The organism is Ruminococcus intestinalis (assembly GCF_014288065.1).
Taxonomy (GTDB): Bacteria; Bacillota; Clostridia; order Oscillospirales; family Acutalibacteraceae; genus Ruminococcoides; species Ruminococcoides intestinale_A.
Genome location: NZ_JACOPS010000001.1, coordinates 291,983 through 312,079, shown reverse-complemented (window position 1 = coordinate 312,079; position 20,097 = coordinate 291,983). Strand labels below are relative to the sequence as shown.

Genomic DNA, 20,097 nt, shown 5'->3' with positions numbered 1-20,097 from the left:
CCCCTTAATTACCAAAATCAGGTATTTCCGCAAATATAGGAATATCGTACATTTCCTGTAAGTCGTCATCGGGCTTAACAGTAAGGTCAATAAGTTCAAGTAAAATTGAAATAAGCACAGATGCAACAAGACCGATTACCAAACCAATCAATGCGTTTTTAAGATTGTTTGGTTCATACGGTGCATTGGGAACTTGCGCAGATCTTACAATACCAATCTGTCCGTATGCAAAGCGATCGGCAAAAACATCGCCTGCAGTCTCGCAAATCTGATTTGCTACATTCGCACATGTTTGCGGGTCTGAACCCGAAACCGTAACCGTAATAAAGAAAGAATCGTTTGTTATTGAAACATCGCAGTCGTTAAAAAGCGAAGTAATGCTGTCCGAATTATTAAGAAAAACTATGTATGCCTCGGCAAGAGAAGCAGAACCTGAAATATCGGAGCTAAAGATTTTTCCGTTTTCCTGATTGCTCTGGCTTTTAGCATTATAGTTCTGCACATAAAGCATAGCAGATGTACTGTACATAGGAGTTATAAAAAACTTAGAATAAAGAAAAAACGAAAGCATACATACAAGTGTCAAAAGAATAATAAATTTTATTCTCTGTAAGACAATGACTAAAATTCTCTGAATTGTTATATTAGTTGGCATTACTCGACCTCCCAAAATCAGCATAAAAATACAATAAAAAATACAATAATATATATTATAATTCATTAAATGCACTAATTAATTCTAATAATGAATTATTAACAATAAAATTAAAGGAAGCCATAACGACTTCCTTTATTGAAATTATATATATTTGTTTTTAGCCAACTACATTGAGCAATACACCTGCTGCAACTGCTGAACCGATAACACCGGCAACATTAGGACCCATAGCGTGCATAAGGAGGAAGTTACCTGGATTCTCCTGCTGACCAACCTTCTGTGATACACGAGCAGCCATTGGTACGGCAGATACACCTGCTGAACCGATAAGTGGGTTTACCTTACCGCCTGTAGCAACATACATAATCTTACCGAAGAGTACACCGAATGCGGTACCCAAACAGAAAGCAATAAGACCAAGAACGATAATCTTGATTGTAGCGAATGTAAGGAATGTCTGTCCCGATGCAGTTGCACCGACAGTAGTACCAAGGAAGATTGTAATAATGTTCATAAGTTCATTCTGAGCTGTCTTGTTAATTCTTTCAACAACGCCTGATTCCTTAAAGAGGTTACCAAGCATAAGCATACCGACAAGCGGAGCAGCGTCAGGAAGGAAGATTGCAATGATAATTACAACAATTACAGGGAACATAATCTTCTCAAGTTTAGATACAGGACGAAGCTGTTCCATAACTACAGAACGCTCTTTCTTTGTTGTAAGAAATTTCATAATAGGCGGCTGAATAATAGGAACGAGCGCCATATATGAATATGCTGCAATAGCGATTGAACCTAAAAGATGCGGAGCAAGTTTTGTGGTTACGAAAATAGCCGTAGGACCGTCAGCACCGCCGATAATACCGATAGCACCTGCCTCTGCTGCTGTAAAGCCGAGGAAGATAGCACCTGTAAATGTTAAGAAAATACCAATCTGAGCGGCAGCACCGAGGATAAGGCTCTTTGGGTTTGAAATAAGCGGACCAAAGTCTGTCATACAACCAATACCAAGGAAGATAAGCGGTGGGTAAATACCAAGCTTAACACCCTGATAGAGATACCAAAGCAAACCGCCGTTTGTCGGATAGTTTACATATTCGGCACCGTTTAATTCGGTAATCGGATATTGAATTGCTCCTGTATGATCTTTCACATAATCTGCAAGAGGTATCATTTCGGTCGAAGGAGCACTCATAATGCTCGGATAAAGGTTTACAAGAAGCATACCAAAAGCGATAGGAAGAAGCAAGAGCGGTTCATATTGCTTTTTGATAGCAAGATAAAGCAAAACGATTGAAATACCAATCATAACATAGTTCTGCCAGTTAAGAGTTGTAAGGCCTGAACTGTTAAAGATACCTACAACGGCATCTACAAAGCCTTGTAAAATTTCCATTAGATAACATCCTTTCCCTTAAAATATGCCTTAAAATGGGCGGGTATTATCAAGTACACCGGCTTTTGCCCAAGCTGAACGACCACCGTCAGATGACTTTTTAATACTCTTGATTCGTGCTTTTTCAGATGAACCGTACATTGTTGCCACGGCAGCTGAAATAACAGCTACAACTTCGTCTGAAATTCCGTCTGTTGCTGCGCTTGCGGTAACAACAGGAGCAGGCGCCGCAGCCGGCTTTTCAGCAGGTTTTTCATCTTTATTTTTCTTGCCTTTTTTGCTGTTGCTGCCGGCACTTTGAGCCTTCTGAACAATAGCACTGTAGATTTTAATAATAAAAATCAACAGAATAAGCATGGCAAATACAACAACAAAGCCTGTGAGAACAACCTTTGCGGATGTTATGCCTTTTTCAGCAAGCGTAAGACTTTCTTTCTGGGCTGTCTGAGCTGCTAAAGCTACATCGGAAAGATTCATAAAATAACCCCCATATTTATTATTTTCATACAGGATTATTATACTTTATTCCTGTAAAATTTTCAATAATAAATACGGGGGGGAATAATTTTTGGCGGTTTACCTAATCATATTAAATATTTTAAAATATAATTTGTTTAATTTTAAAGCATTATATTTCAATTACAGAATTATACATATAAGACCGTTGCAACCGTCATTTATAATTTTTTCAATGGTTTCACCTATTTTTGCTCTTGCATCGGACGGCATTCTGTACAATTTATTGTGCAGTCCCTCGTTGACAAGTTCATGCACGGATTTGCCAAAGATATTGCTTTCCCAAATTTTTTCCGGATTTTCCTCAAATTCTTTCAAAAGATAAGATACAAGCTCCTCGGACTGCTGTTCCGAGCCTACAATCGGAGTTACCTCTGTCTTTGTATAAATCTTCATCATATGAATACTCGGTGCGCTTGCTTTGAGCCTTATGCCGTACTTTCCGCTCTGTTTAATAATTTCAGGCTCTTCAAGCGATAACTCTTCAATAGTCGGCATAACAATTCCGTAACCGTTTTCCTGCACCTGTTCATAAGCCTGCGCAAGTTTATCAAAGTCTTTCTGCTTTTTGGAAAGTTCTTTTACACAACTGAACAGCGCACATTCGTCGGTAATGTCAATACCCGATTCTTCGGAAAGTACCTTATAAAACAATTTACTGTCAATATTAATTCCGATAGTCGCAAAGCCTCTGCCCAAATCAAGACTTTTTATTTCGGTAGAATTAATATATTCGCAGTTGTCAAGTTCTTGCATTATATCCTGAACCTGACGGATTTTTTCGATTTTTCCCGCACTCTTTTTGATTGCGTCAAAGATATTGGTTTTGAGCCAGTGATCTTTATCAAGCATTACGAGCCATTTAGGAATATCTACTTTGATTTCTTTTATGTGAAACTCAAACAAAAGCTGGGCAAGAATGCGCTTAATTTCAAATTCGTCAAGTTCCATACAGCTTACGGGAATTACAGGCACATTGTAAATTGACGCCATTTGAGCAGCGAGATTTTTTGCTCTTTCGCTTTCGGGTTCGGTTGAGTTGAGCAAAACAATAAAAGGTTTGTTAATCTCTTTCAGTTCGTTAATAACCCGCTGTTCGCTCTCAATGTAGTCTTCCCTGTCAATATCACTGATTGTACCGTCAGTTGTTATTACCAAGCCGATTGTCGAATGATCTGTAATAACCTTTTTGGTGCCGATTTCGGCAGCGTCATCAAAAGGAATCTCCTTATCGAACCAAGGCGTTTTAACCATTCTCGGCTGTTCGTCTTCACTGTAGCCGATTGCACTGTCAACTATATAACCTACGCAATCAATCATTCTTACCCTGAAAGAAGTGTTGTTTCCCAGATCAACTTCAACTGATTCTTCCGGTATGAATTTAGGTTCGGTTGTCATGATGGTTCTTCCCGACGCCGACTGCGGAAGTTCATCGAGAGTTCTGCGATATACCGCCTCATCCGTTATATTCGGCAATACCAGAGAGTCCATAAATTTTTTTATAAAAGTTGACTTACCTGTTCGCACAGGACCCACAACACCGATATACACATCTCCGTCTGTTCGGCGTGAAATGTCACGATACACATTTCTTTCTTCCATTTTTGTACCTCCTAAACTCTCGGAATAAGCAGCATTCGAGAAATATCCTCATTTTGTGCCGCTGCCGAATTTTCTTCAATCAGTTTATCAAGTGCCGTATTATGCGATTTGGCAATACTCCACAGACTCTCCCCCGCTTGCGCAAAGTACAAAGTCAGAGCACACTCTTCGGGCTTTATGGGTTTATCTTCAAATATCTCTACATCGGAAACCGCCCTTATATTTTCTTTTGCGGCAGCCGAAACGGCAAATTTAATTTCACACCTGATTTCAACTGTACTGTCATCGGCAAGTCGATAGCTTATACTTGCTACACGAGGTTCAACATACAATGCACAGTTATACTCACTGCTTGATGTCATAAGATGAGAATAGTCTATATTGCGTTCAATAAACACAGGTATTTTATCTTCGTTTTCGGCAAGAATACAAATATTTACCTTACCCGAAACAGTTATACCCTTATCGTCGCAAGAATAATCAGCAGTAATTTGGTTTGATGATATGTTTATTACTTTGCTGATTTTTCCGTTATCGACAGCAACCGAAGATTTTTCAATATGAGAATCATTAAGTTTTGCAAGATCACTTACTATATTCAATTGTATAAAAGCGGGTTGAGTTGCACATTTAACAGAATATGCGTCTGTAACTACATTTTCGTCAGCTATTACATAGCCTTCTTCTGTAAGACAAAGTTTTAAATCAAGCAGTAAAAGAGGTTTATCTGACATAACATCATTCTTAAGTCTGATGTCATAAGACATAATATCGCAGGAAACACAGTTAATTGTATTTTCGTCGATACCCTCGCAATCTATAATTTGATTAAAGGGCAATAAGTAATCAAGTTTTCCTGTTTCGCCGCTCTCAACATCAGTTATATATAATAGTTTTAAGTTGATTTCGCCGTTCGCCATAAGTTTACCTGTAACAGCTTTGGTATCGGTAATATTCACACTTATATCGGTACTCAAGATTGATTCAATTACAGGCTTATCTCCCACAGAAACTTCTTCTACCACGCTGAACTGTTCTTGGCAAAGAGAAGTCAGGCTTGCACATTTTATATTCATCAGCTGTGCTTCAAGACAATTTTCGACAGGCGGTGAATAGATACTTGTTTTTGCCGAGGAAAGCACCTTTGCATATAATGAAAATGCACCGTGCATTACAAGTCTGCGAGGGCTTAATGCCCTACAGTTTATGTACTCGGGCTTTGTTCTTGTTAATATAACAGGATTATCAGGCGCTTCTTTAACAGAAAAGCTTTGAGAAAAATTAACCGACTGCTCACAGCAACGAATACTTTTTTTGATACTGTCAACATACAGCACATTAACAACACAGTTACCGTCAATTTGCAGTTGACCGCCCGATAAGGTTCTTGTCTGAATTTTAGGGATAAGAGTACATTTCAAAATTTTTTCGATATCCGGACAATAATCGGGTAAAGTTAAATCGACATCAGCAAGCTGTTCGGCAACCGTGTCAAGCACCGCAACAGTTGTGCAAAACGATCGGTTATCCTGATTAAACTCCATATTTTATCTCTCCTTTTATATTTATACTCAAAATATATTAGAAAGGTAATGAAAATATTACAATAAAAAAGCATCGGACTGAAATTAATCAATCCGATGCTGTAAAAGCTGTTAAATTATATCAGGTATCAACCGAGGTTTGGAATATTACCCGCAACATAAAGCTGAATTTCTGTGCAATCGAGAATGTCAATAATGCCATCTCTGTTTACATCAGCTTTGAGTTGAGCGTTAGCGTCAAGTGACTTGTCACCGGCAACGTAAAGCTGGAGTAATGTTACGTCGTCTACAGTAACATCACCGTCAATAGTGATAGTCTTCTGAATACCTACCTTGCCGTTAGGGTTTGTGGCATACTTACTGCAAAGCTGACCGCCTGTTGAGGCATTAGCTGTAAGCGCAGTAACTGTACAACCAACAAGCATCATTGAAGAAAGAAGAATGCTTACGCTTTTCTTGATTAGTTTCATGTGTTAATTCAAAACCTCCATAATAAAATTTCAGTCCTATTATAATATTTTTTCCAAAAGAACTCAATAATAAATTAAGATGTGCATATCTTTTTGTTGATATGCACATCTTTTTTAATTATGTTATTAATGATTACCAATAAAATTTCATTTTATTTTACATATAAGAAAGTTTTATTGCGGATTTATTACCTTTTTAATTCCGTAAATCTTCCGTAAAATTGCCGATAAGAATTTTGGTCGTTCAATAAGTACAACTTTCATTGCAAATCTCCTCTCATATTATCTTCGTATGCAAGTCAGACTGACCACGATAAGTGCTGCAGCTGCAACCACAAGCACACATTCTGAAGGCAGTAAACTTGCAGTCAGAAGTCCAAGCCCGAAAAATACAGCCGACCTTAGCCTGTGTGAGTAGCAATTCACTTTATCACCCTGTATCAGTTTACACAGCTTTTTAAAAAGTGTGAAAAATCGGTTGAAAAAAATTTTATAATAATATAAAATTAAATTGATTAAGGTTAAGGAGAAAGCAATGAGAACTATTGATATAAAGAAAAACGATGCAAACCAAAGACTTGACAAGTTCCTTTCAAAAAGATTCAAAACTATGCCAAAGTCGCTTATGTATAAATATATCCGTACAAAGTACATTAAACTAAACGGCAAAAAGTGCGATATAAAAGATATGCTCAAAGAGGGCGATGTGCTTACTCTGTACATAAAAGATGAATTTTTTGAGGAAAGCGAGCAGGAAAACTACGAATTTTTAAAAGCGCCCGACAAACTTGATATAGTATATGAGGATGAGAACATAATTCTGATTGACAAAAAGCCCGGTATTATCGTACATCAGGACAAGAGTTACCATTTTGATTCGCTTGTGGCAAGAGTTCAGCACTACCTTTATAATAAGGGCGAATACAACCCAAAAGAAGAAAAAGCATTCGCTCCCGCTCTTGCAAACAGAATTGACAGAAACACGGGCGGTATAGTAATTGCGGCAAAAAATGCCGAAAGTTTGCGGGTTCTCAATGCCAAAATCAAAACAAGAGAACTTGAAAAATACTATCTTTGCCTGCTGCACGGCAAACCTAAAAAAGATTGCGATATTCTTCACGATTATCTTATTAAAAACGAAGCGAAAAATAAAGTTAAAGTTTTCAGTAAACAGGTTGACGGCTCAAAAGAAATTATAACAAAATATGAAATTCTTGATTTCAACGGCAAATACAGTCTTGCGGAAGTTGAACTTCTGACAGGCAGAACGCATCAGATAAGAGCGCATATGGCATATATCGGTCATCCGCTTGTGGGCGATACTAAATACGGAAAAAACAGAAAAGCACCTGATAACATTAAGTATCAGGCACTTTACAGCTATAAACTTAAATTTTCATTTGACACCGACGCAGGTATTCTTAATTATCTTAACGGCAAAGAATTTTCTGTAAAAGAAGTATGGTTTGCAAAGAATAAGCATATTTCGATTTAAGAATTATTTTATACACATAAACGCACACATTGTGCCTCTATGCCCTTTGGTTGCCCTGTGACTCCACAACAAATCGCTGTTACAGTTTGTACATACATCAGAAACCGTGATACTCTCCGACTTTACACCTGCTGCCGTAAGAATTTGTCTGTTGGTTTCAAGCAAGTCAACCATATACTTGCCGTTTTCTTTAGGATGAACAAAATCTGACGGATTTACATTTTTAAGTGCAAGAAAATGGTCGGCACAAGGTTTGTCAACCTCATAACAGCACACGGAAATAGCAGGGCCAATCGCACATTTTAAATCAGACGGGTTTGTTCCGTAAAGCTCGGTCATTTTTTGCACAACCTTTTCGCCTATTCTGCCGACAGTACCTCTCCAGCCTGCGTGAGCAAGTCCTATTGCTTTTTTGTTTGTATCAACAAAGAAAAGCGGTGTACAATCGGCATAATAAGTGACCAAAGTTACACCTTTCTGATTTGTTATCAAAGCGTCTACGCTTTCAATATCTCTCGGCTTATAAATACCTGTTCCAATATTTTCTGTTGTAACCGCACGAACATAAGTATTATGGTCTTGAGCAGAAGCCGTAAGCGTATTATAATCAAATCCCGCACTTTTGCAAAAGCGTTTATAGTTTTCAGTAACACTGTCGGGATTATCTCCCCTGTTAAACGCAAAGTTCATAGATGTAAACTCACCAGTCGACGCACCGCCGAGTTTTGTGGAAAAAGCATGATTTATAAAATCAATTTCCGATAAAGAATTATATGTTAAATACGGCACACTGTCCGCATTATGGATAGTCATAGTTTTTGAATTAAATTTCATTATACTTCTCCTTATGCGTAGTTTCGCTTGAAAATGACAACTGTTAATGTTATAATGATTAAAGAATGAGGTGATATTATGTTGAAGAAAAAGCTTTTCGGCAAAAACATAAAACCAAGCTGTACATACTGCTTAAATTCGGTTTATGAAAACGATACCTGTCATTGCATAAAAAACAAAACAATTATTGATGACAAATGCAAAAGCTTTAAATATGACCCGCTTATGCGTGTTCCGCAGTCAGCGCCGACTCTTCACGAGTACACCTTAGATGACTTCAAACTATAATTATTTTAATATTTTTATAAAAAAATATCAAGGCTTTCTTAAAAACTCAAGAAAGCCTTTTGTTATGCATTAATATTTTTAGATATTCGGATCGTCTAAATCAAGCTTGTCAGCCTCGGTAATTTTTCTGATAGGTTTGCAAGGATTGCCGACCGCTACAACACCTGACGGAATGTCTTTTACAACAACCGAGCCTGCACCGATTACAACATTATTTCCGATAGTAACACCTGGAAGTACGGTTACGCCGCCGCCAAACCAAACATCACTGCCGACTTTTATCGGTTTTGCAAGTTCAATTCCTGTATTTCTCTGATGAGCATCAATAGGATGAATTGCAGTATAGAATCCGCAGTTAGGACCGACAAAAACATTGTCACCAAAAGTAACCTCTGCGCAATCAAGTATAACAAGGTTATGGTTTGAATAGAAATTCTTACCCACTTTTACATTAAATCCGTAGTCACACCAAAACGGAGGAGTAAAAACACAATATCCATCGTTATGCTCTTCTTGTAAAAGTTCATCAATAATAACCTTACGAGCGGCAACATTTGAAAAATCAAGATTATTGTATTGACGGCAAAGCGACTTAGATTTATTCAAAGCAGCAACAAGCTCGCTGTCTTGAGAATTATATACCTTGCCGGCAATCATTTTTTCTTTTTCTGTCACTTAATACCTCTGTTTATGCCATCTGGAAATCTTTAATGTAGCTGTCGATTGACTTTTTAATAATATCCTTAGCCATCTCAACACCGTTGGTTTCAGTTACAGATGTAACCTTACCGCTTTCAAGGCTCTTATATACCTGGAAAAAGTGCTGAATTTCGTCAAAATAATGACGGGGAAGATCTGTAATATCGTTATAACCGCAGTAGTTAGGGTCATTAACAGGAACGGCAATGATTTTTTCGTCACAGCTGTCATTATCAATCATATTGAGTACACCGATAGGCTTGCACTCAACAAGTGTCATTGGCTGTATTGTTTCGGAACAAAGAACAAGCACATCAAGCGGATCTCCGTCATCTGCATAAGTTCTCGGAATAAAACCGTAGTTTGCGGGATAATGAGTTGAAGTAAAAAGCACACGGTCAAGTTTTAACATACCTGTTTCTTTATCAAGCTCATATTTATTTTTACCGCCCTTTGAAATCTCAATAACAGCGTAAAATTTTTCTGATGTAATCCTTTTTGGTGATATATCGTGCCAAATATTCATAATAAAGCCACCTCACAAATTTATTTAACTTAATTATAAATAAACCGCAGTTAGTTGTCAAGAATTTTAATAATATTTTAACAACAATACTGCGGTTTATAAAATTTATTTTATTAAAAGAGATATATCTTTGCTTGAGTTTGGCTGATTTTGCTTTTATTTACTCTTTTTAATGTTTTCAGCAATTACCTTAGCAATCTGAATAATTACAGTCGGAATAAAAGCAAGCAGAGCAATAAATCCGATTTGTGCGCCTGTAAGTTCCGCAATCTTAAACAGCGGATGCATAAACGGTACAAAAATTACAAAAGCAAGAAGTCCTACACCTGCCGCAAAAGCAAGCAGGCTATATACATTAGAGGTAAGACCGATTTTAAAAATCGAATGCTTACTGCGACAGTTAAAGCCGTGGAACAAACGAGCAAGGGTAAGTGTTGCAAAAGCCATTGTACTTGCAGTTGCGGCATTAACCTGCAAACCTATATAGAAAGCAGTCATTACAACAACGGCAATCAGTGCACCCTGCAAAAGCATTAGTGCGGAAAATTCTTTAGTCAAAATACCCTGTTTAGGATCTCTCGGTTTTTGCGAGAGTAAATCTTTTTCGGGCTTCTCCATACCGATAGCAATAGCCGGAAGCGAGTCGGTTAAAAGATTTATAAAGAGAAGATGAACTGCCTCAAAAGGCACAGGCAAAGCAAGAAGTGATGCGTAAACTACCGCAAATATAGCTGCCATATTGCCCGAAAGCAGAAACAGAATTGCATTTTTAATATTCCTGTAAACATTTCTGCCGTTTGCAACAGCTTTAATAATTGTTGCAAAGTTATCATCCTGAAGTACCATAGACGCTGCATCCTTAGATACCTCTGTACCTGTAATACCCATTGCAACACCGATATCGGCTTTTTTGAGTGCAGGTGCGTCATTTACGCCGTCACCTGTCATAGAAACGATGTTGCCCTTTCTCTGCCAAGCCTCAACAATTCTGATTTTATTTTCGGGTGAAACACGAGCATAGACAGATATTTTTTCAATCTTTTGGTCAAGTTCACTGTCGCTCATTGCGTCAAGCTCCATACCTGTTACGGCAATATCTCCCTCTCTGAAAATACCAATCTGTCTTGCAATGGCAGTGGCGGTAATCTTATGGTCACCTGTTATCATAACAGGCTTAATACCTGCTCTGACAGCATCTGCAACCGCTGCTTTTGACTCCTCACGAGGCGGGTCAATCATAGAAACAAGTCCTAAGAAAGTATATCCGTACTCCGTATTTACATTGAGTTCTTCATCAGACTCCTTGTAAGCAAAAGTAAGCACACGCAAGCCGTTTTCGGAATACTCTGTATTCTGCTTGAGTATATCTGCCTTGTCGGCTTGAGTAATCGGGCGAACACCGTCCTTTGTCGCAATACTGTCACATCTGTCAAGAATAGCGTCAATAGCACCTTTAGTCAATATATGATTCACACCGTGAAGTTTATACTTTGTGCTCATCATCTTACGGTCGGAATCAAACGGCACTTCCTCAAGTCTTTTAAGTCCCGAACGCAAATCATCTTCGTTGTATCCGAGTTTTCTTAGAGTTTCAAGCAACGCATACTCTGTAGGGTCGCCTATTCCCTTTCCGTCAACAATGCTTGAATCGTTATTAAGCACCATATCGTAAAGTAAATAGCGGTGGCTTTGATTATTAAGGTCAAGTTCTTCTTCAAAAATACTTTCACCGTTGATATATATTTTCTGAACAGTCATTTTATTTTGAGTAAGCGTACCTGTTTTGTCGGAACAAATTACAGATACACAACCGAGGCTTTCAACCGCTTTCAAATCTTTGATAACTGCATTTTCCTTAGCCATTTTTTGAGTACCAATTGCCTGTACAATAGTAACAATTGAACCCAAAGCCTCAGGAATAGCGGCAACGGCAAGGGCAACAGCAAACATAAGCGCATCAATAATTGCCATATGATTTAAAAGGCTTAAACCGAATACGAGCGCAGAAATAATAAGAATAATAATCGCAAGTTTGCTTGAGAATTTATCAAGGCTCTCCTGCAAAGGAGTTTTCTTTTCTTTTGCCGCATTCATAAGGCTTGCAATCTTGCCGATTTCGGTGTTCATACCTGTACCTGTTACGGCTACAATAGCTCTGCCGTAGGTAACAAGGCTGCCCGAATAAACCATATTTGTTCTGTCTGCGAGCGGGACTTCCGCAGTAATGTTATCATCGTTTTTATCAACATTAGTTGATTCGCCCGTAAGTGAGCTTTCATTTACCTGTAAAGAATAATTATTCATAATTCTGCCGTCAGCTACTACAAGGTCACCCGCCTCAAGCACAACCATATCACCCTCAACCACTTCTTTTGACGGAATTTCAATTTTCTGTCCGTCACGAATTACTTTTGCATTCGGAGATGAAAGTGACTTTAAACTGTCAAGTGATTTTTCCGCATTAATATGCTGGACTGTACCGAGAATGGCATTAAGTGTAATTACCGCAAAAATTACTATAGTGCTTTCAATATTACCCGAAAACATTGAAATAATTGCAGCAATAATAAGAATAATTACAAGCAAATCCGCAAACTGACTGAGAAACACTTGCAAAGCGGTTTTTCGCTTTCCCTCCTGCAAAACATTTTCGCCGTTTTTTTGCAATAATTCTTCGGCTTTTTTTGAGCTCAGTCCGTCCTTTGTAACACCGAGCTTTTCAAGCACTTGTTCTTTGGTCAACTGATACCAGTTCATCATAATTCCTCCATATTTTTTCTTAATAAAAGAAAGTAAGCAAACAAAAAAGACTTTTATTGTAAAATATTGCAAACGCAATTATCATACAATAAAAGTCTCGTTTTTTAAGATACAACCGATACCATAAGGTATGAGATTGACGAATTGTACCACAGATTATCTGCAAACTACTCCCCTTTACAGTGGTTTTATTCTATCAGATTATTCGGTTTTTGTCAACTGTTTTTCTTTATTTTCATCTTTTAACTTTACTTTCTTAGGTTTGCTTAACATTCCGAGAATTATTCCTACGGTTGCAAGCAAAACTCCGCTTGCGGAAGTGATTGCCGACCATTTTTCACTGTCAAAAGCATAGGCAATAATAATTGATGCTAATATAAGCAATACGCATATTATAAGTAAAATAAACGCAATTTTAAAAAGAACATTCATTTTTTGCTTTTTCATTACATCATCTCCTGCAAATTGTTTGTAATATTCGCAAAGTCATCAAGAGTCAGCTTTTCCGCTCTTGCGTTTGTTTCTACTCCCGAATTAATCAAAAGCTCATTTATCTTGCCTTTTTCAACAGAAAGTCCCGAACTAAGCGAATTTGCAAGAGTTTTTCTTCTCTGTGAAAAAGCCGCTTTTATTACATTGAATAACAGTTTTTCACTCTCAACCTTTACAGGCGGCTCTTTTCTTACATTAAGTCTTATTACTGCCGAATCGACTTTCGGGGCAGGCATAAAAGAACCTGCGCTTACGCCAAACAGCATTTCAGGCTCGGCATAATAATTTACAGACACAGTGACCGCACCGCTCTGTCTTGTACCGACTTCCGCACAAATCCTCTGTGCCGCCTCTTTCTGAACCATTACGGTTATTGCCTCTATCGGCAGTCTGTCCTCAAGCAGTTTCATAATAACGGGAGATGTTATGTAATAAGGTAAGTTAGCACAGACAGCAACCTTCATTCCCGCAAATTCTTCCGCAATCAGCTTGTGTAAATCAAGTTTAAGTACATCTTCGTTTACTACTTTTAAGTTATCGTATTCGCCAAGGGTTTCTTCAAGAACAGGCAGAAGTCTTTTATCAAGTTCTACTGCCACTACCTTATCGGCAAGCTGACAAAGCTCATTTGTAAGTACACCGATACCCGGACCGACTTCAATTACACCTACACCTTCGCCTGCACCGCTGTACTCTGCCATTCTCGGGCATACAGACGGATTAATCAGAAAGTTCTGACCAAGTGATTTTGAAAATGTAAAGCCGTGTTTTGAAAGTATCTCTTTAATTTTTCCTATATCAGATAAGTTATTCATTATAAAAGTCTAAGTCCTTTCGGATATTTATTTTTTAGTCTGCCGTTTGAGCATTTGCCAAATCCCACAGTAATTCCGTTTACGCAGACAGCAGTGTATCCTTTAATATTATTGTCAACGGCAACTTCTTCGCCGTGAAGAAACGCTTTAATTTCCGCAGAATTTACATCAAAATTCACTTTTGAAACACACTCGTCTGCTTTTGCCGCCATAAATGCCGAATGATGCGGTTCGATTCTGTTTTTAACTATTTGTCCCAAAATTATTCCGCTGCGCAAAACGGGCAGCTTTTCATACGGTACATATTCCTGCGGCAAAACAATAATTTTATCGCCTATTACTTCAATATTTTCACCAAACGGTCTGCCTATAAACAGGCTGTCGTAAAAATCAAAAATTTTACTGTCAATTTTCTTTTTACTGTTTTCCGTAAAAGAATTTTCATATAATTCACCCGATTTTTTCAATCTTGCGGCAAAATGTCCCTCACCGCCGTCCATCGGAAAAATTCTTCGTGCATATTCAAGCGTCGGTCTGCCAAAATTTACATTTGCGTCTTCAAGTTCAAAGTCAGGATTTTCCTCTAAAAACCTGCCGATAACGCCCTCATTTTCTTCAACTGAAAAGGTACAGGTGGAATACACCATAACTCCGCCGTCTTTAAGCGCATTCTTAGCACTGTTCAAAATTTTTAACTGTCTCTCCGCACAGCTTTTTACATGCTCGTCACTCCACTCGCTTTCGGCAGTTGAGTCTTTTTTGAACATTCCCTCACCGCTGCAAGGAGCATCGACAAGCACTTTGTCAAAACAGCCGGCAAGCCTGTCACAAAGCACCTCGGGATACGCATTTGAAACCGTGGCATTTCTTATACCCATTCTTTCAATATTAGAGAGCAGAATATTAGCTCTGTTTTTGACAATTTCATTGCTCCATAAAAAGCCTTTTGAATTGAGTTTTGCGGCAATTTGCGTACTCTTGCCGCCCGGTGCTGCGCAAAGGTCAAGTACATAGTCGCCCTCCTGCACATCAAGCATTGTTACTGCCGAAGAAGCAGACGGCTCTTGTATATAAAAAGCGCCTGCATGATGCAAAGGGTTATTACCGAGCGAAGTAATTTCATTCGGAATATAAAAACTTTCACTGCAAAAAGGAGCGGATTTTAAATCAAAATCAAGTAATTTTTCAAGTTTTTCCACAGAACATTTCAGAGTATTTACTCTTAAGCCTCTGTAATGTTCTCCGCTTGAATTATAAAATTTTAAAAAATCGTCAAACTCGTCACCGAGCAGAGCTTTCATTTTATCTAAAAAAATATTCATTGTATAAATTCCTTAGAAACGATAATAATAAGCATATCGGAGGGAGGTGCTAATATGAACTTCAACCAGAATCAGAATAACAATCAGAACCAGAACAATAACCAGAATCAGAACAAAAATCAGAATAACAATCAGAATAAAAACCAGAAGAACAGCCAGAACAAGAATCAGAATAACAACTTTCACTAATCGGGTTCATAGCTGTGCGGCAAGCCATATTTTTAGAAACAAAGGTATGGCTTGCCTTAAACAGTACATATTTTTTAAAATCAATAATTCACAAAAACAATTAGTGGAATAATTCTATTGTTAATTAAATTTTAATATATCAATATCCGTATTTTTCACCTATAATTATTACCTTAATTCTGTCCTTATGTCTTTGTTGAGCGCAAACTACATAGTTACAGCAAATTCTTCTGTCACTTTTGCAGCCCGAACAAAGTTCTGCGCCCTCTTTGTCTGCTGTAATACATTTACCTGTTTTGCCGCATGGAGTTTCAATATTCAATCTTATTGTATTGCTCGGTGCGGCAATTCTCTTTACTCTGTCAATTGCCTCATCAATGTTTTTTACAATTTTATTATAACCGCAAACAAGTATAACACTCTTAGGACCATATAAAATTGCCGCAACACGGTTAGAATTGCCGTCAACATTATACAGTTCTCCGTTTTCTGTAATCGCATTACTGCTCGCAAAGTAAACATCGGAAGAAAAAGTCTTATGATAAACTTCTTCCACCTCTTCGGGAGTAATTCCCTCTGCCGCTCTGTCAAGATACTTATAATCGGAAGAAGTAATAATATCATACACTCCTGTTTCTTTAAGAGTAACAGAACCGCCGCTTGATATTACATCGCCCTTTTTAATCAGAGTTTTTACAAGATTGCAGGCGTCTTCTTTGTTATCACAATAATAAGCATCCATCTTGTTTGCTTTCAAATTTTTTATTGTTTTTTCAATTTTAAGTTTAGTTTCGTTGCTCAAAGCGTTCATATTTACACTTCCGTTAGCTTTTTGTTAAATTATACACTATATAGCCGTCTATTTCAAGCCTCTACAAACGGTACTCCAAAATACTCCACAATCGACTGTGCAAGATTTCTTCCGATTGCTCCGACATTTTCTCTTATCCACTGTGCCTCTTCGGGATTATCGTGGTACGCTACTTCTATCAATGCCGACGGTGCTTTTGTTCTGCGGACTTCCGCAAGGCTTGTGGTCGGAATAATATCTACATCATCAGGATACGGATAGATGTTTTCATAATTTCGTTGTAAGATTTCAGCGAACCTTTTTCCGTTAAGGCTTGACGGATAATAATATATGTCAGCACCGGTATATCTGCCTGCCGAGCCCTCCGGTGCAGCATTACTGTGTACTGCAAGATGTAAATCATTTGCCGAATTATTAGAGTCCTTTATCGCCTGTGACAAAGTCATTTCGGGACTGTTTCTGTCAAATTCTATTCCGCTTGCAAACAAATACGGCTCAATGGCGTCGGCAACAAGATTCATATAATATTCTTCATTTCCGCCGTCAACATAAGGATTATACTCCTGAAGTGACGGACTTAAATATACCTTTGGCATAATAATTCTCCTTTTATAAAAATAATGCTCACGCACCATACAATATATTATTCCGCAATTTATTTTTTGCTTATTTTTTCCATAAGTTGTGCGGTTGATTCCGCATTATCTCGGCGAAATCTTCCGAGTTCATAAAGACTTTCGGGATTTTTTGTTACATAATTAAGTTTTTCGGTACAATTTAAAGTAGACAAAAAGCCTGCCTCTTTAAGAATTTCAAGACTTGAGCCGCTTTCTTCACCAAACGGATAAATAAATGCGGTAGGTGCGTTGCCCGTAATAGATTTTATATATTCTTGAGCCTTATTTATATCATTTGTAATTGCAGTTTTATATTCATCATCACTTTCCTTATATTTTTTACCTATTCCCTTTCTCGGCGTCAAAGTGTGCATATTGTATGAATGATTCTGAAATTCCACAAGCCCGGAATCATACATTTCTTTAATATTCTTTTTCAAAAGATGACCGTAGTTTGCATTTTCTTCACCTGTTGCCGTAAAGTCTTCACTGAACTTTGCAACGGGTGAAATTACAGCTTTTGCGTTGTATTTTTTTAACAACGGAAAAACATATTTATAGTTATTGTAGTATCCGTCATCAAATGTCAGCATCACACATTTGTCAGGTAAGGCTTTATCGGAATAAACATAGTCAATTAAATCATTTACCGTAACGGTTGTATAACCGTTTTCCTGAAAATATTTTAAATCGCTTTCAAATAAATCAGGTGAAATCACATAATCATTTTGGCTTGATTTATCCTTTAATACCGAATGATACATTATAATCGGCATTTTTATAGCATTTTCCGAAATTTCGCTTGCACCGCTAAGAGATGCAAGTATAAAAATTGACAGAATTACTGTGGTAAGACACATTAAAAGCAGTTTTAATCTGTTTTTGTATATTTTACCCATAAATACCTCCAAATTTTTTTATAAAAATAATTTTTATTATTCTTTTATGTAAATATAATAATTTAAAGTTATGATAATATATTTGCAATCAGTAATCATTATCAATTTTTTGGAGAAAATGTTGCAATGAAAAGAAATTTCAGCTCAAAAAGAAACGCTATATACAACACAATTCTCAGTACAACGACACACCCAAGTGCCCGTTGGATATACGAACAGCTTAAGCCCGATTATCCGGACCTCAGCCTTGGCACAGTTTACCGTAACATTTCATTATTTAAAAATGAAGGCAAGGTAAGCGTTGTGTGTAATGTAAACGGTGAAGAACGCATTGACGGTAACACTTCCCCACATACACATTTTGTGTGCAATTGTTGCGGCAGGGTAATTGATGTAGCAGATGACGGCAGCAAATCGTCGGAAAGCCTTGCACTTTTAAATAAAGGCTTTACTATTGATAGCAAACTTGTTATCTACTACGGCAAATGTTCAGATTGCTGTAATAACTAATACCGAACAGCGGTATTTAATTAACAATATATATTTATTATAAAGGAGAAAAAATTATGAAATGGTATTGTACAGTATGCGGATATGTTTATGAAGGACCTACAGCTCCGGAGTTTTGCCCACAGTGTAAAGCTCCTGCAAGCAAATTCAAAGAGGTTGTAGAGGGCGCGTCTTTTGCAACAGTTCACGAGGTTGGCGTAGCTCAGGGCGTTAGCGAAGATATTTTAAAGGATCTCAGAGCTAACTTTGAGGGTGAATGTTCAGAAGTAGGTATGTACCTTGCAATGGCAAGAGTTGCTGACAGAGAAGGTTATCCTGAAATTTCAGCCGCTTTTACTAAGTATGCTTTTGAAGAGGCAGAGCACGCTGCAAAGTTTGCAGAACTCCTCGGTGAAGTAATTACAGACAGCACAAAGAAGAACCTCCAGATGCGTGCAGAGGCAGAAGCAGGCGCTTGCGAAGGCAAATTTGATCTTGCTAAGAGAGCAAAAGCTCAAAATCTTGACGCTATCCACGATACAGTTCATGAGATGGCTAAAGACGAGGCAAGACACGGTGCAGGCTTTGCAGGTCTTTTAAAGAGATACTTTGCTGACTGATTTTAAATCTTAAAAACTCAAAGGACATCGGCTGTTCATATACCGATGTCCTTTTTATTATTTTTCTATAAAAAATCAGCTGTAATTTGATTGTTTTATAATATTTTATTTACTTTTACTTATCATTATGATAACATTGTATTGAGGTGTTAAAAATGGATAATGAAAATATTAATTACAGTGATTATAAATACGATTTTGAATCAAAAATTGTAATGAACGAACAAGATTATTTAGACTTTAACAATTTAAGCTATAAAAGATTGGCAATAATATTTATAATTGAATTTATCATAACTGGTTTTATAACAACACGAATATTAATACTAAAATCTTTTAATTATTATTTTCAAAGTGAAACTACAGATGATATGCAATTATATCTGATATTATCCGCAGTAATAATTTTGCTTATGGGAGTAATATATTTTAAAACACAGAGAAATATCAAAAACAGCTATAAAAGAGCTTTGTTTACTACCGGCGAAAAGTATATTACTCACACTACTTACTTTGGCGAAAAAATTATTACCGTAACAAAGAATATATCAAGAGAATTTGATTATTCAAGCATTACGGGCGTTTACGAAACCGAAAAATACATTCTTTTAAAATTACAGTTTAATTTGTTTTTGATTATAGGTAAAGATATTAAAAGCAACATCAATAATGTAGATTTTATTTCTTACATATTCAGTAAATCTCCTAATATTAAAAAGAAAGTTGTTATTAATGTTACTAATCAAAAAAAGGTTGCCTTTGTTTTTATGTGCCTTACAATCGCTCTGTTTGTAATTAATTTGATAATTGCTGTCTTATAGAAATCGGTTCTATTCTAAAAGTTGAGGTAACATTAAAAATTATAGTTTGGCTTAATACAACTGCAAAGCAATTATAAAAGTTTGGTCGACTTTTTCAAAGATCATGGTGGGTAGGCAAAGCCACAAACACTTTACTCTTACACAATTTCTTGATAGCCGAACAGCTCGCTGTTTGAGCCTGATACATCGTTATATTGGACTATATTAGGGGCACTGCCCAAACCAAATTTTTAA

At 37.2% G+C, this 20,097-nt stretch carries 23 protein-coding genes; 6 read left to right on the top strand and 17 right to left on the bottom strand.

The window, feature by feature from the left end; translation table 11 throughout:
- Positions 1-4: 4 nt before the first annotated feature.
- From H8R91_RS01515 to spoVM, 7 genes are all read right to left on the bottom strand, one after another.
- Positions 5-655 carry a YveK family protein gene (locus H8R91_RS01515; RefSeq protein WP_186934600.1) on the bottom strand — a complete coding sequence of 217 codons (651 nt, stop codon included), beginning with the start codon at positions 653-655 and terminating at the stop codon, positions 5-7.
- A 160-nt stretch (positions 656-815) separates the two neighbouring features.
- Positions 816-2,054 (bottom strand): sodium ion-translocating decarboxylase subunit beta, encoded by a 1,239-nt coding sequence (locus H8R91_RS01510; RefSeq protein WP_186934599.1) that lies wholly within the window; start codon positions 2,052-2,054, stop codon positions 816-818.
- Positions 2,055-2,084: 30 nt separating this feature from the next.
- Entirely contained in the window at positions 2,085-2,531 is a 447-nt protein-coding gene (locus tag H8R91_RS01505; RefSeq protein WP_022235414.1) for an OadG family transporter subunit, read from the bottom strand.
- Positions 2,532-2,693: 162 nt separating this feature from the next.
- The gene (spoIVA, locus tag H8R91_RS01500; protein WP_186934598.1) at positions 2,694-4,172 is read right to left on the bottom strand and encodes a stage IV sporulation protein A; all 1,479 of its coding nucleotides are present in this window, start codon (positions 4,170-4,172) and stop codon (positions 2,694-2,696) included.
- Positions 4,173-4,183: 11 nt separating this feature from the next.
- Entirely contained in the window at positions 4,184-5,716 is a 1,533-nt protein-coding gene (locus tag H8R91_RS01495; RefSeq protein ID WP_186934597.1) for a DUF3794 and LysM peptidoglycan-binding domain-containing protein, read from the bottom strand.
- Positions 5,717-5,844: 128 nt separating this feature from the next.
- On the bottom strand, positions 5,845-6,186 hold the full coding sequence (locus tag H8R91_RS01490) for a dockerin type I repeat-containing protein (protein ID WP_022235411.1): 342 nt from the start codon (positions 6,184-6,186) through the stop codon (positions 5,845-5,847).
- A 174-nt stretch (positions 6,187-6,360) separates the two neighbouring features.
- Positions 6,361-6,450, bottom strand: a complete 90-nt coding sequence (gene spoVM / locus H8R91_RS01485) for a stage V sporulation protein SpoVM (RefSeq protein ID WP_186934596.1) — start codon at positions 6,448-6,450, stop codon at positions 6,361-6,363.
- A 271-nt stretch (positions 6,451-6,721) separates the two neighbouring features.
- On the opposite strand from spoVM, the gene H8R91_RS01480 reads away from it, so the two are divergent.
- Positions 6,722-7,681 (top strand): RluA family pseudouridine synthase, encoded by a 960-nt coding sequence (locus H8R91_RS01480; RefSeq protein WP_186934595.1) that lies wholly within the window; start codon positions 6,722-6,724, stop codon positions 7,679-7,681.
- A gap of 3 nt (positions 7,682-7,684) precedes the next feature.
- On the opposite strand, the gene pgeF is transcribed toward H8R91_RS01480, so the two are convergent.
- Positions 7,685-8,515 carry a peptidoglycan editing factor PgeF gene (gene pgeF, locus H8R91_RS01475; RefSeq protein WP_186934594.1) on the bottom strand — a complete coding sequence of 277 codons (831 nt, stop codon included), beginning with the start codon at positions 8,513-8,515 and terminating at the stop codon, positions 7,685-7,687.
- Between the two features lie 78 nt (positions 8,516-8,593).
- Here pgeF and H8R91_RS01470 point away from each other — a divergent pair, with 78 nt between their 5' ends.
- The gene (locus H8R91_RS01470) at positions 8,594-8,803 is read left to right on the top strand and encodes a hypothetical protein (RefSeq protein ID WP_243237668.1); all 210 of its coding nucleotides are present in this window, start codon (positions 8,594-8,596) and stop codon (positions 8,801-8,803) included.
- Positions 8,804-8,881: 78 nt separating this feature from the next.
- Here H8R91_RS01470 and H8R91_RS01465 read toward each other — a convergent pair whose 3' ends face one another.
- The 6 genes from H8R91_RS01465 to H8R91_RS01440 all read right to left on the bottom strand — a co-directional run bounded on the left by H8R91_RS01465 (position 8,882) and on the right by H8R91_RS01440 (position 15,417).
- Positions 8,882-9,478, bottom strand: coding sequence for a sugar O-acetyltransferase (locus tag H8R91_RS01465; RefSeq protein WP_249376144.1), 597 nt, complete (start codon positions 9,476-9,478; stop codon positions 8,882-8,884).
- 13 nt (positions 9,479-9,491) lie between these two features.
- Positions 9,492-10,028 (bottom strand): inorganic diphosphatase, encoded by a 537-nt coding sequence (locus H8R91_RS01460; protein ID WP_186934593.1) that lies wholly within the window; start codon positions 10,026-10,028, stop codon positions 9,492-9,494.
- A 156-nt stretch (positions 10,029-10,184) separates the two neighbouring features.
- Positions 10,185-12,788 carry a cation-translocating P-type ATPase gene (locus tag H8R91_RS01455; RefSeq protein ID WP_186934592.1) on the bottom strand — a complete coding sequence of 868 codons (2,604 nt, stop codon included), beginning with the start codon at positions 12,786-12,788 and terminating at the stop codon, positions 10,185-10,187.
- Between the two features lie 201 nt (positions 12,789-12,989).
- Positions 12,990-13,235, bottom strand: a complete 246-nt coding sequence (locus tag H8R91_RS01450) for a TRADD-N-associated membrane domain-containing protein (protein ID WP_022235404.1) — start codon at positions 13,233-13,235, stop codon at positions 12,990-12,992.
- Positions 13,235-14,095, bottom strand: a complete 861-nt coding sequence (gene rsmA / locus H8R91_RS01445; RefSeq protein WP_186934591.1) for a 16S rRNA (adenine(1518)-N(6)/adenine(1519)-N(6))-dimethyltransferase RsmA — start codon at positions 14,093-14,095, stop codon at positions 13,235-13,237. The genes H8R91_RS01450 and rsmA overlap by 1 nt, the downstream gene beginning before the upstream one ends.
- Positions 14,095-15,417, bottom strand: a complete 1,323-nt coding sequence (locus tag H8R91_RS01440) for an RsmB/NOP family class I SAM-dependent RNA methyltransferase (RefSeq protein WP_186934590.1) — start codon at positions 15,415-15,417, stop codon at positions 14,095-14,097. Before H8R91_RS01440 ends, rsmA begins: the two co-directional genes overlap by 1 nt.
- Before the next feature lie 54 nt (positions 15,418-15,471).
- On the opposite strand from H8R91_RS01440, the gene H8R91_RS12245 reads away from it, so the two are divergent.
- Entirely contained in the window at positions 15,472-15,606 is a 135-nt protein-coding gene (locus H8R91_RS12245; protein WP_022235401.1) for a hypothetical protein, read from the top strand.
- A gap of 139 nt (positions 15,607-15,745) precedes the next feature.
- Here H8R91_RS12245 and H8R91_RS01435 read toward each other — a convergent pair whose 3' ends face one another.
- Genes H8R91_RS01435 through H8R91_RS01425 form a run of 3 tightly spaced genes read right to left on the bottom strand, consistent with a single transcriptional unit; the run spans position 15,746 to position 17,933 of the window.
- Positions 15,746-16,417, bottom strand: a complete 672-nt coding sequence (locus H8R91_RS01435) for a lactate utilization protein (protein ID WP_186934589.1) — start codon at positions 16,415-16,417, stop codon at positions 15,746-15,748.
- 53 nt (positions 16,418-16,470) lie between these two features.
- Positions 16,471-17,013: an N-acetylmuramoyl-L-alanine amidase family protein gene (locus tag H8R91_RS01430; RefSeq protein WP_186934588.1), complete on the bottom strand. Its 543-nt coding sequence runs from the start codon at positions 17,011-17,013 to the stop codon at positions 16,471-16,473.
- Positions 17,014-17,072: 59 nt separating this feature from the next.
- On the bottom strand, positions 17,073-17,933 hold the full coding sequence (locus H8R91_RS01425) for a polysaccharide deacetylase family protein (RefSeq protein ID WP_186934587.1): 861 nt from the start codon (positions 17,931-17,933) through the stop codon (positions 17,073-17,075).
- Positions 17,934-18,059: 126 nt separating this feature from the next.
- On the opposite strand from H8R91_RS01425, the gene H8R91_RS01420 reads away from it, so the two are divergent.
- The 3 genes from H8R91_RS01420 (at position 18,060) to H8R91_RS01410 (ending at position 19,863) form a co-directional block, all read left to right on the top strand.
- Positions 18,060-18,443, top strand: coding sequence for a Fur family transcriptional regulator (locus H8R91_RS01420; protein ID WP_186934586.1), 384 nt, complete (start codon positions 18,060-18,062; stop codon positions 18,441-18,443).
- A 56-nt stretch (positions 18,444-18,499) separates the two neighbouring features.
- Positions 18,500-19,042, top strand: a complete 543-nt coding sequence (locus H8R91_RS01415) for an NADH peroxidase (RefSeq protein ID WP_022235396.1) — start codon at positions 18,500-18,502, stop codon at positions 19,040-19,042.
- 155 nt (positions 19,043-19,197) lie between these two features.
- On the top strand, positions 19,198-19,863 hold the full coding sequence (locus tag H8R91_RS01410) for a YcxB family protein (protein WP_186934585.1): 666 nt from the start codon (positions 19,198-19,200) through the stop codon (positions 19,861-19,863).
- The last annotated feature ends 234 nt before the right edge of the window (positions 19,864-20,097 follow it).

Coding starts and splice junctions, on each gene's coding strand:
- H8R91_RS01455 (WP_186934592.1), bottom strand. CDS start 12,788: ATGATGAACTGGTATCAGTTGACCAAAGAACAAGTGCTTGAAAAGCTC.
- H8R91_RS01420 (WP_186934586.1), top strand. CDS start 18,060: ATGAAAAGAAATTTCAGCTCAAAAAGAAACGCTATATACAACACAATT.
- H8R91_RS01435 (WP_186934589.1), bottom strand. CDS start 16,417: ATGAACGCTTTGAGCAACGAAACTAAACTTAAAATTGAAAAAACAATA.
- H8R91_RS01410 (WP_186934585.1), top strand. CDS start 19,198: ATGGATAATGAAAATATTAATTACAGTGATTATAAATACGATTTTGAA.
- H8R91_RS01450 (WP_022235404.1), bottom strand. CDS start 13,235: ATGAAAAAGCAAAAAATGAATGTTCTTTTTAAAATTGCGTTTATTTTA.
- spoIVA (WP_186934598.1), bottom strand. CDS start 4,172: ATGGAAGAAAGAAATGTGTATCGTGACATTTCACGCCGAACAGACGGA.
- H8R91_RS01460 (WP_186934593.1), bottom strand. CDS start 10,028: ATGAATATTTGGCACGATATATCACCAAAAAGGATTACATCAGAAAAA.
- H8R91_RS01415 (WP_022235396.1), top strand. CDS start 18,500: ATGAAATGGTATTGTACAGTATGCGGATATGTTTATGAAGGACCTACA.
- H8R91_RS01510 (WP_186934599.1), bottom strand. CDS start 2,054: ATGGAAATTTTACAAGGCTTTGTAGATGCCGTTGTAGGTATCTTTAAC.
- H8R91_RS01470 (WP_243237668.1), top strand. CDS start 8,594: ATGTTGAAGAAAAAGCTTTTCGGCAAAAACATAAAACCAAGCTGTACA.
- H8R91_RS01515 (WP_186934600.1), bottom strand. CDS start 655: ATGCCAACTAATATAACAATTCAGAGAATTTTAGTCATTGTCTTACAG.
- H8R91_RS01480 (WP_186934595.1), top strand. CDS start 6,722: ATGAGAACTATTGATATAAAGAAAAACGATGCAAACCAAAGACTTGAC.
- H8R91_RS12245 (WP_022235401.1), top strand. CDS start 15,472: ATGAACTTCAACCAGAATCAGAATAACAATCAGAACCAGAACAATAAC.
- H8R91_RS01490 (WP_022235411.1), bottom strand. CDS start 6,186: ATGAAACTAATCAAGAAAAGCGTAAGCATTCTTCTTTCTTCAATGATG.
- H8R91_RS01425 (WP_186934587.1), bottom strand. CDS start 17,933: ATGGGTAAAATATACAAAAACAGATTAAAACTGCTTTTAATGTGTCTT.
- rsmA (WP_186934591.1), bottom strand. CDS start 14,095: ATGAATAACTTATCTGATATAGGAAAAATTAAAGAGATACTTTCAAAA.
- H8R91_RS01430 (WP_186934588.1), bottom strand. CDS start 17,013: ATGCCAAAGGTATATTTAAGTCCGTCACTTCAGGAGTATAATCCTTAT.
- H8R91_RS01495 (WP_186934597.1), bottom strand. CDS start 5,716: ATGGAGTTTAATCAGGATAACCGATCGTTTTGCACAACTGTTGCGGTG.
- spoVM (WP_186934596.1), bottom strand. CDS start 6,450: ATGAAAGTTGTACTTATTGAACGACCAAAATTCTTATCGGCAATTTTA.
- pgeF (WP_186934594.1), bottom strand. CDS start 8,515: ATGAAATTTAATTCAAAAACTATGACTATCCATAATGCGGACAGTGTG.
- H8R91_RS01440 (WP_186934590.1), bottom strand. CDS start 15,417: ATGAATATTTTTTTAGATAAAATGAAAGCTCTGCTCGGTGACGAGTTT.
- H8R91_RS01505 (WP_022235414.1), bottom strand. CDS start 2,531: ATGAATCTTTCCGATGTAGCTTTAGCAGCTCAGACAGCCCAGAAAGAA.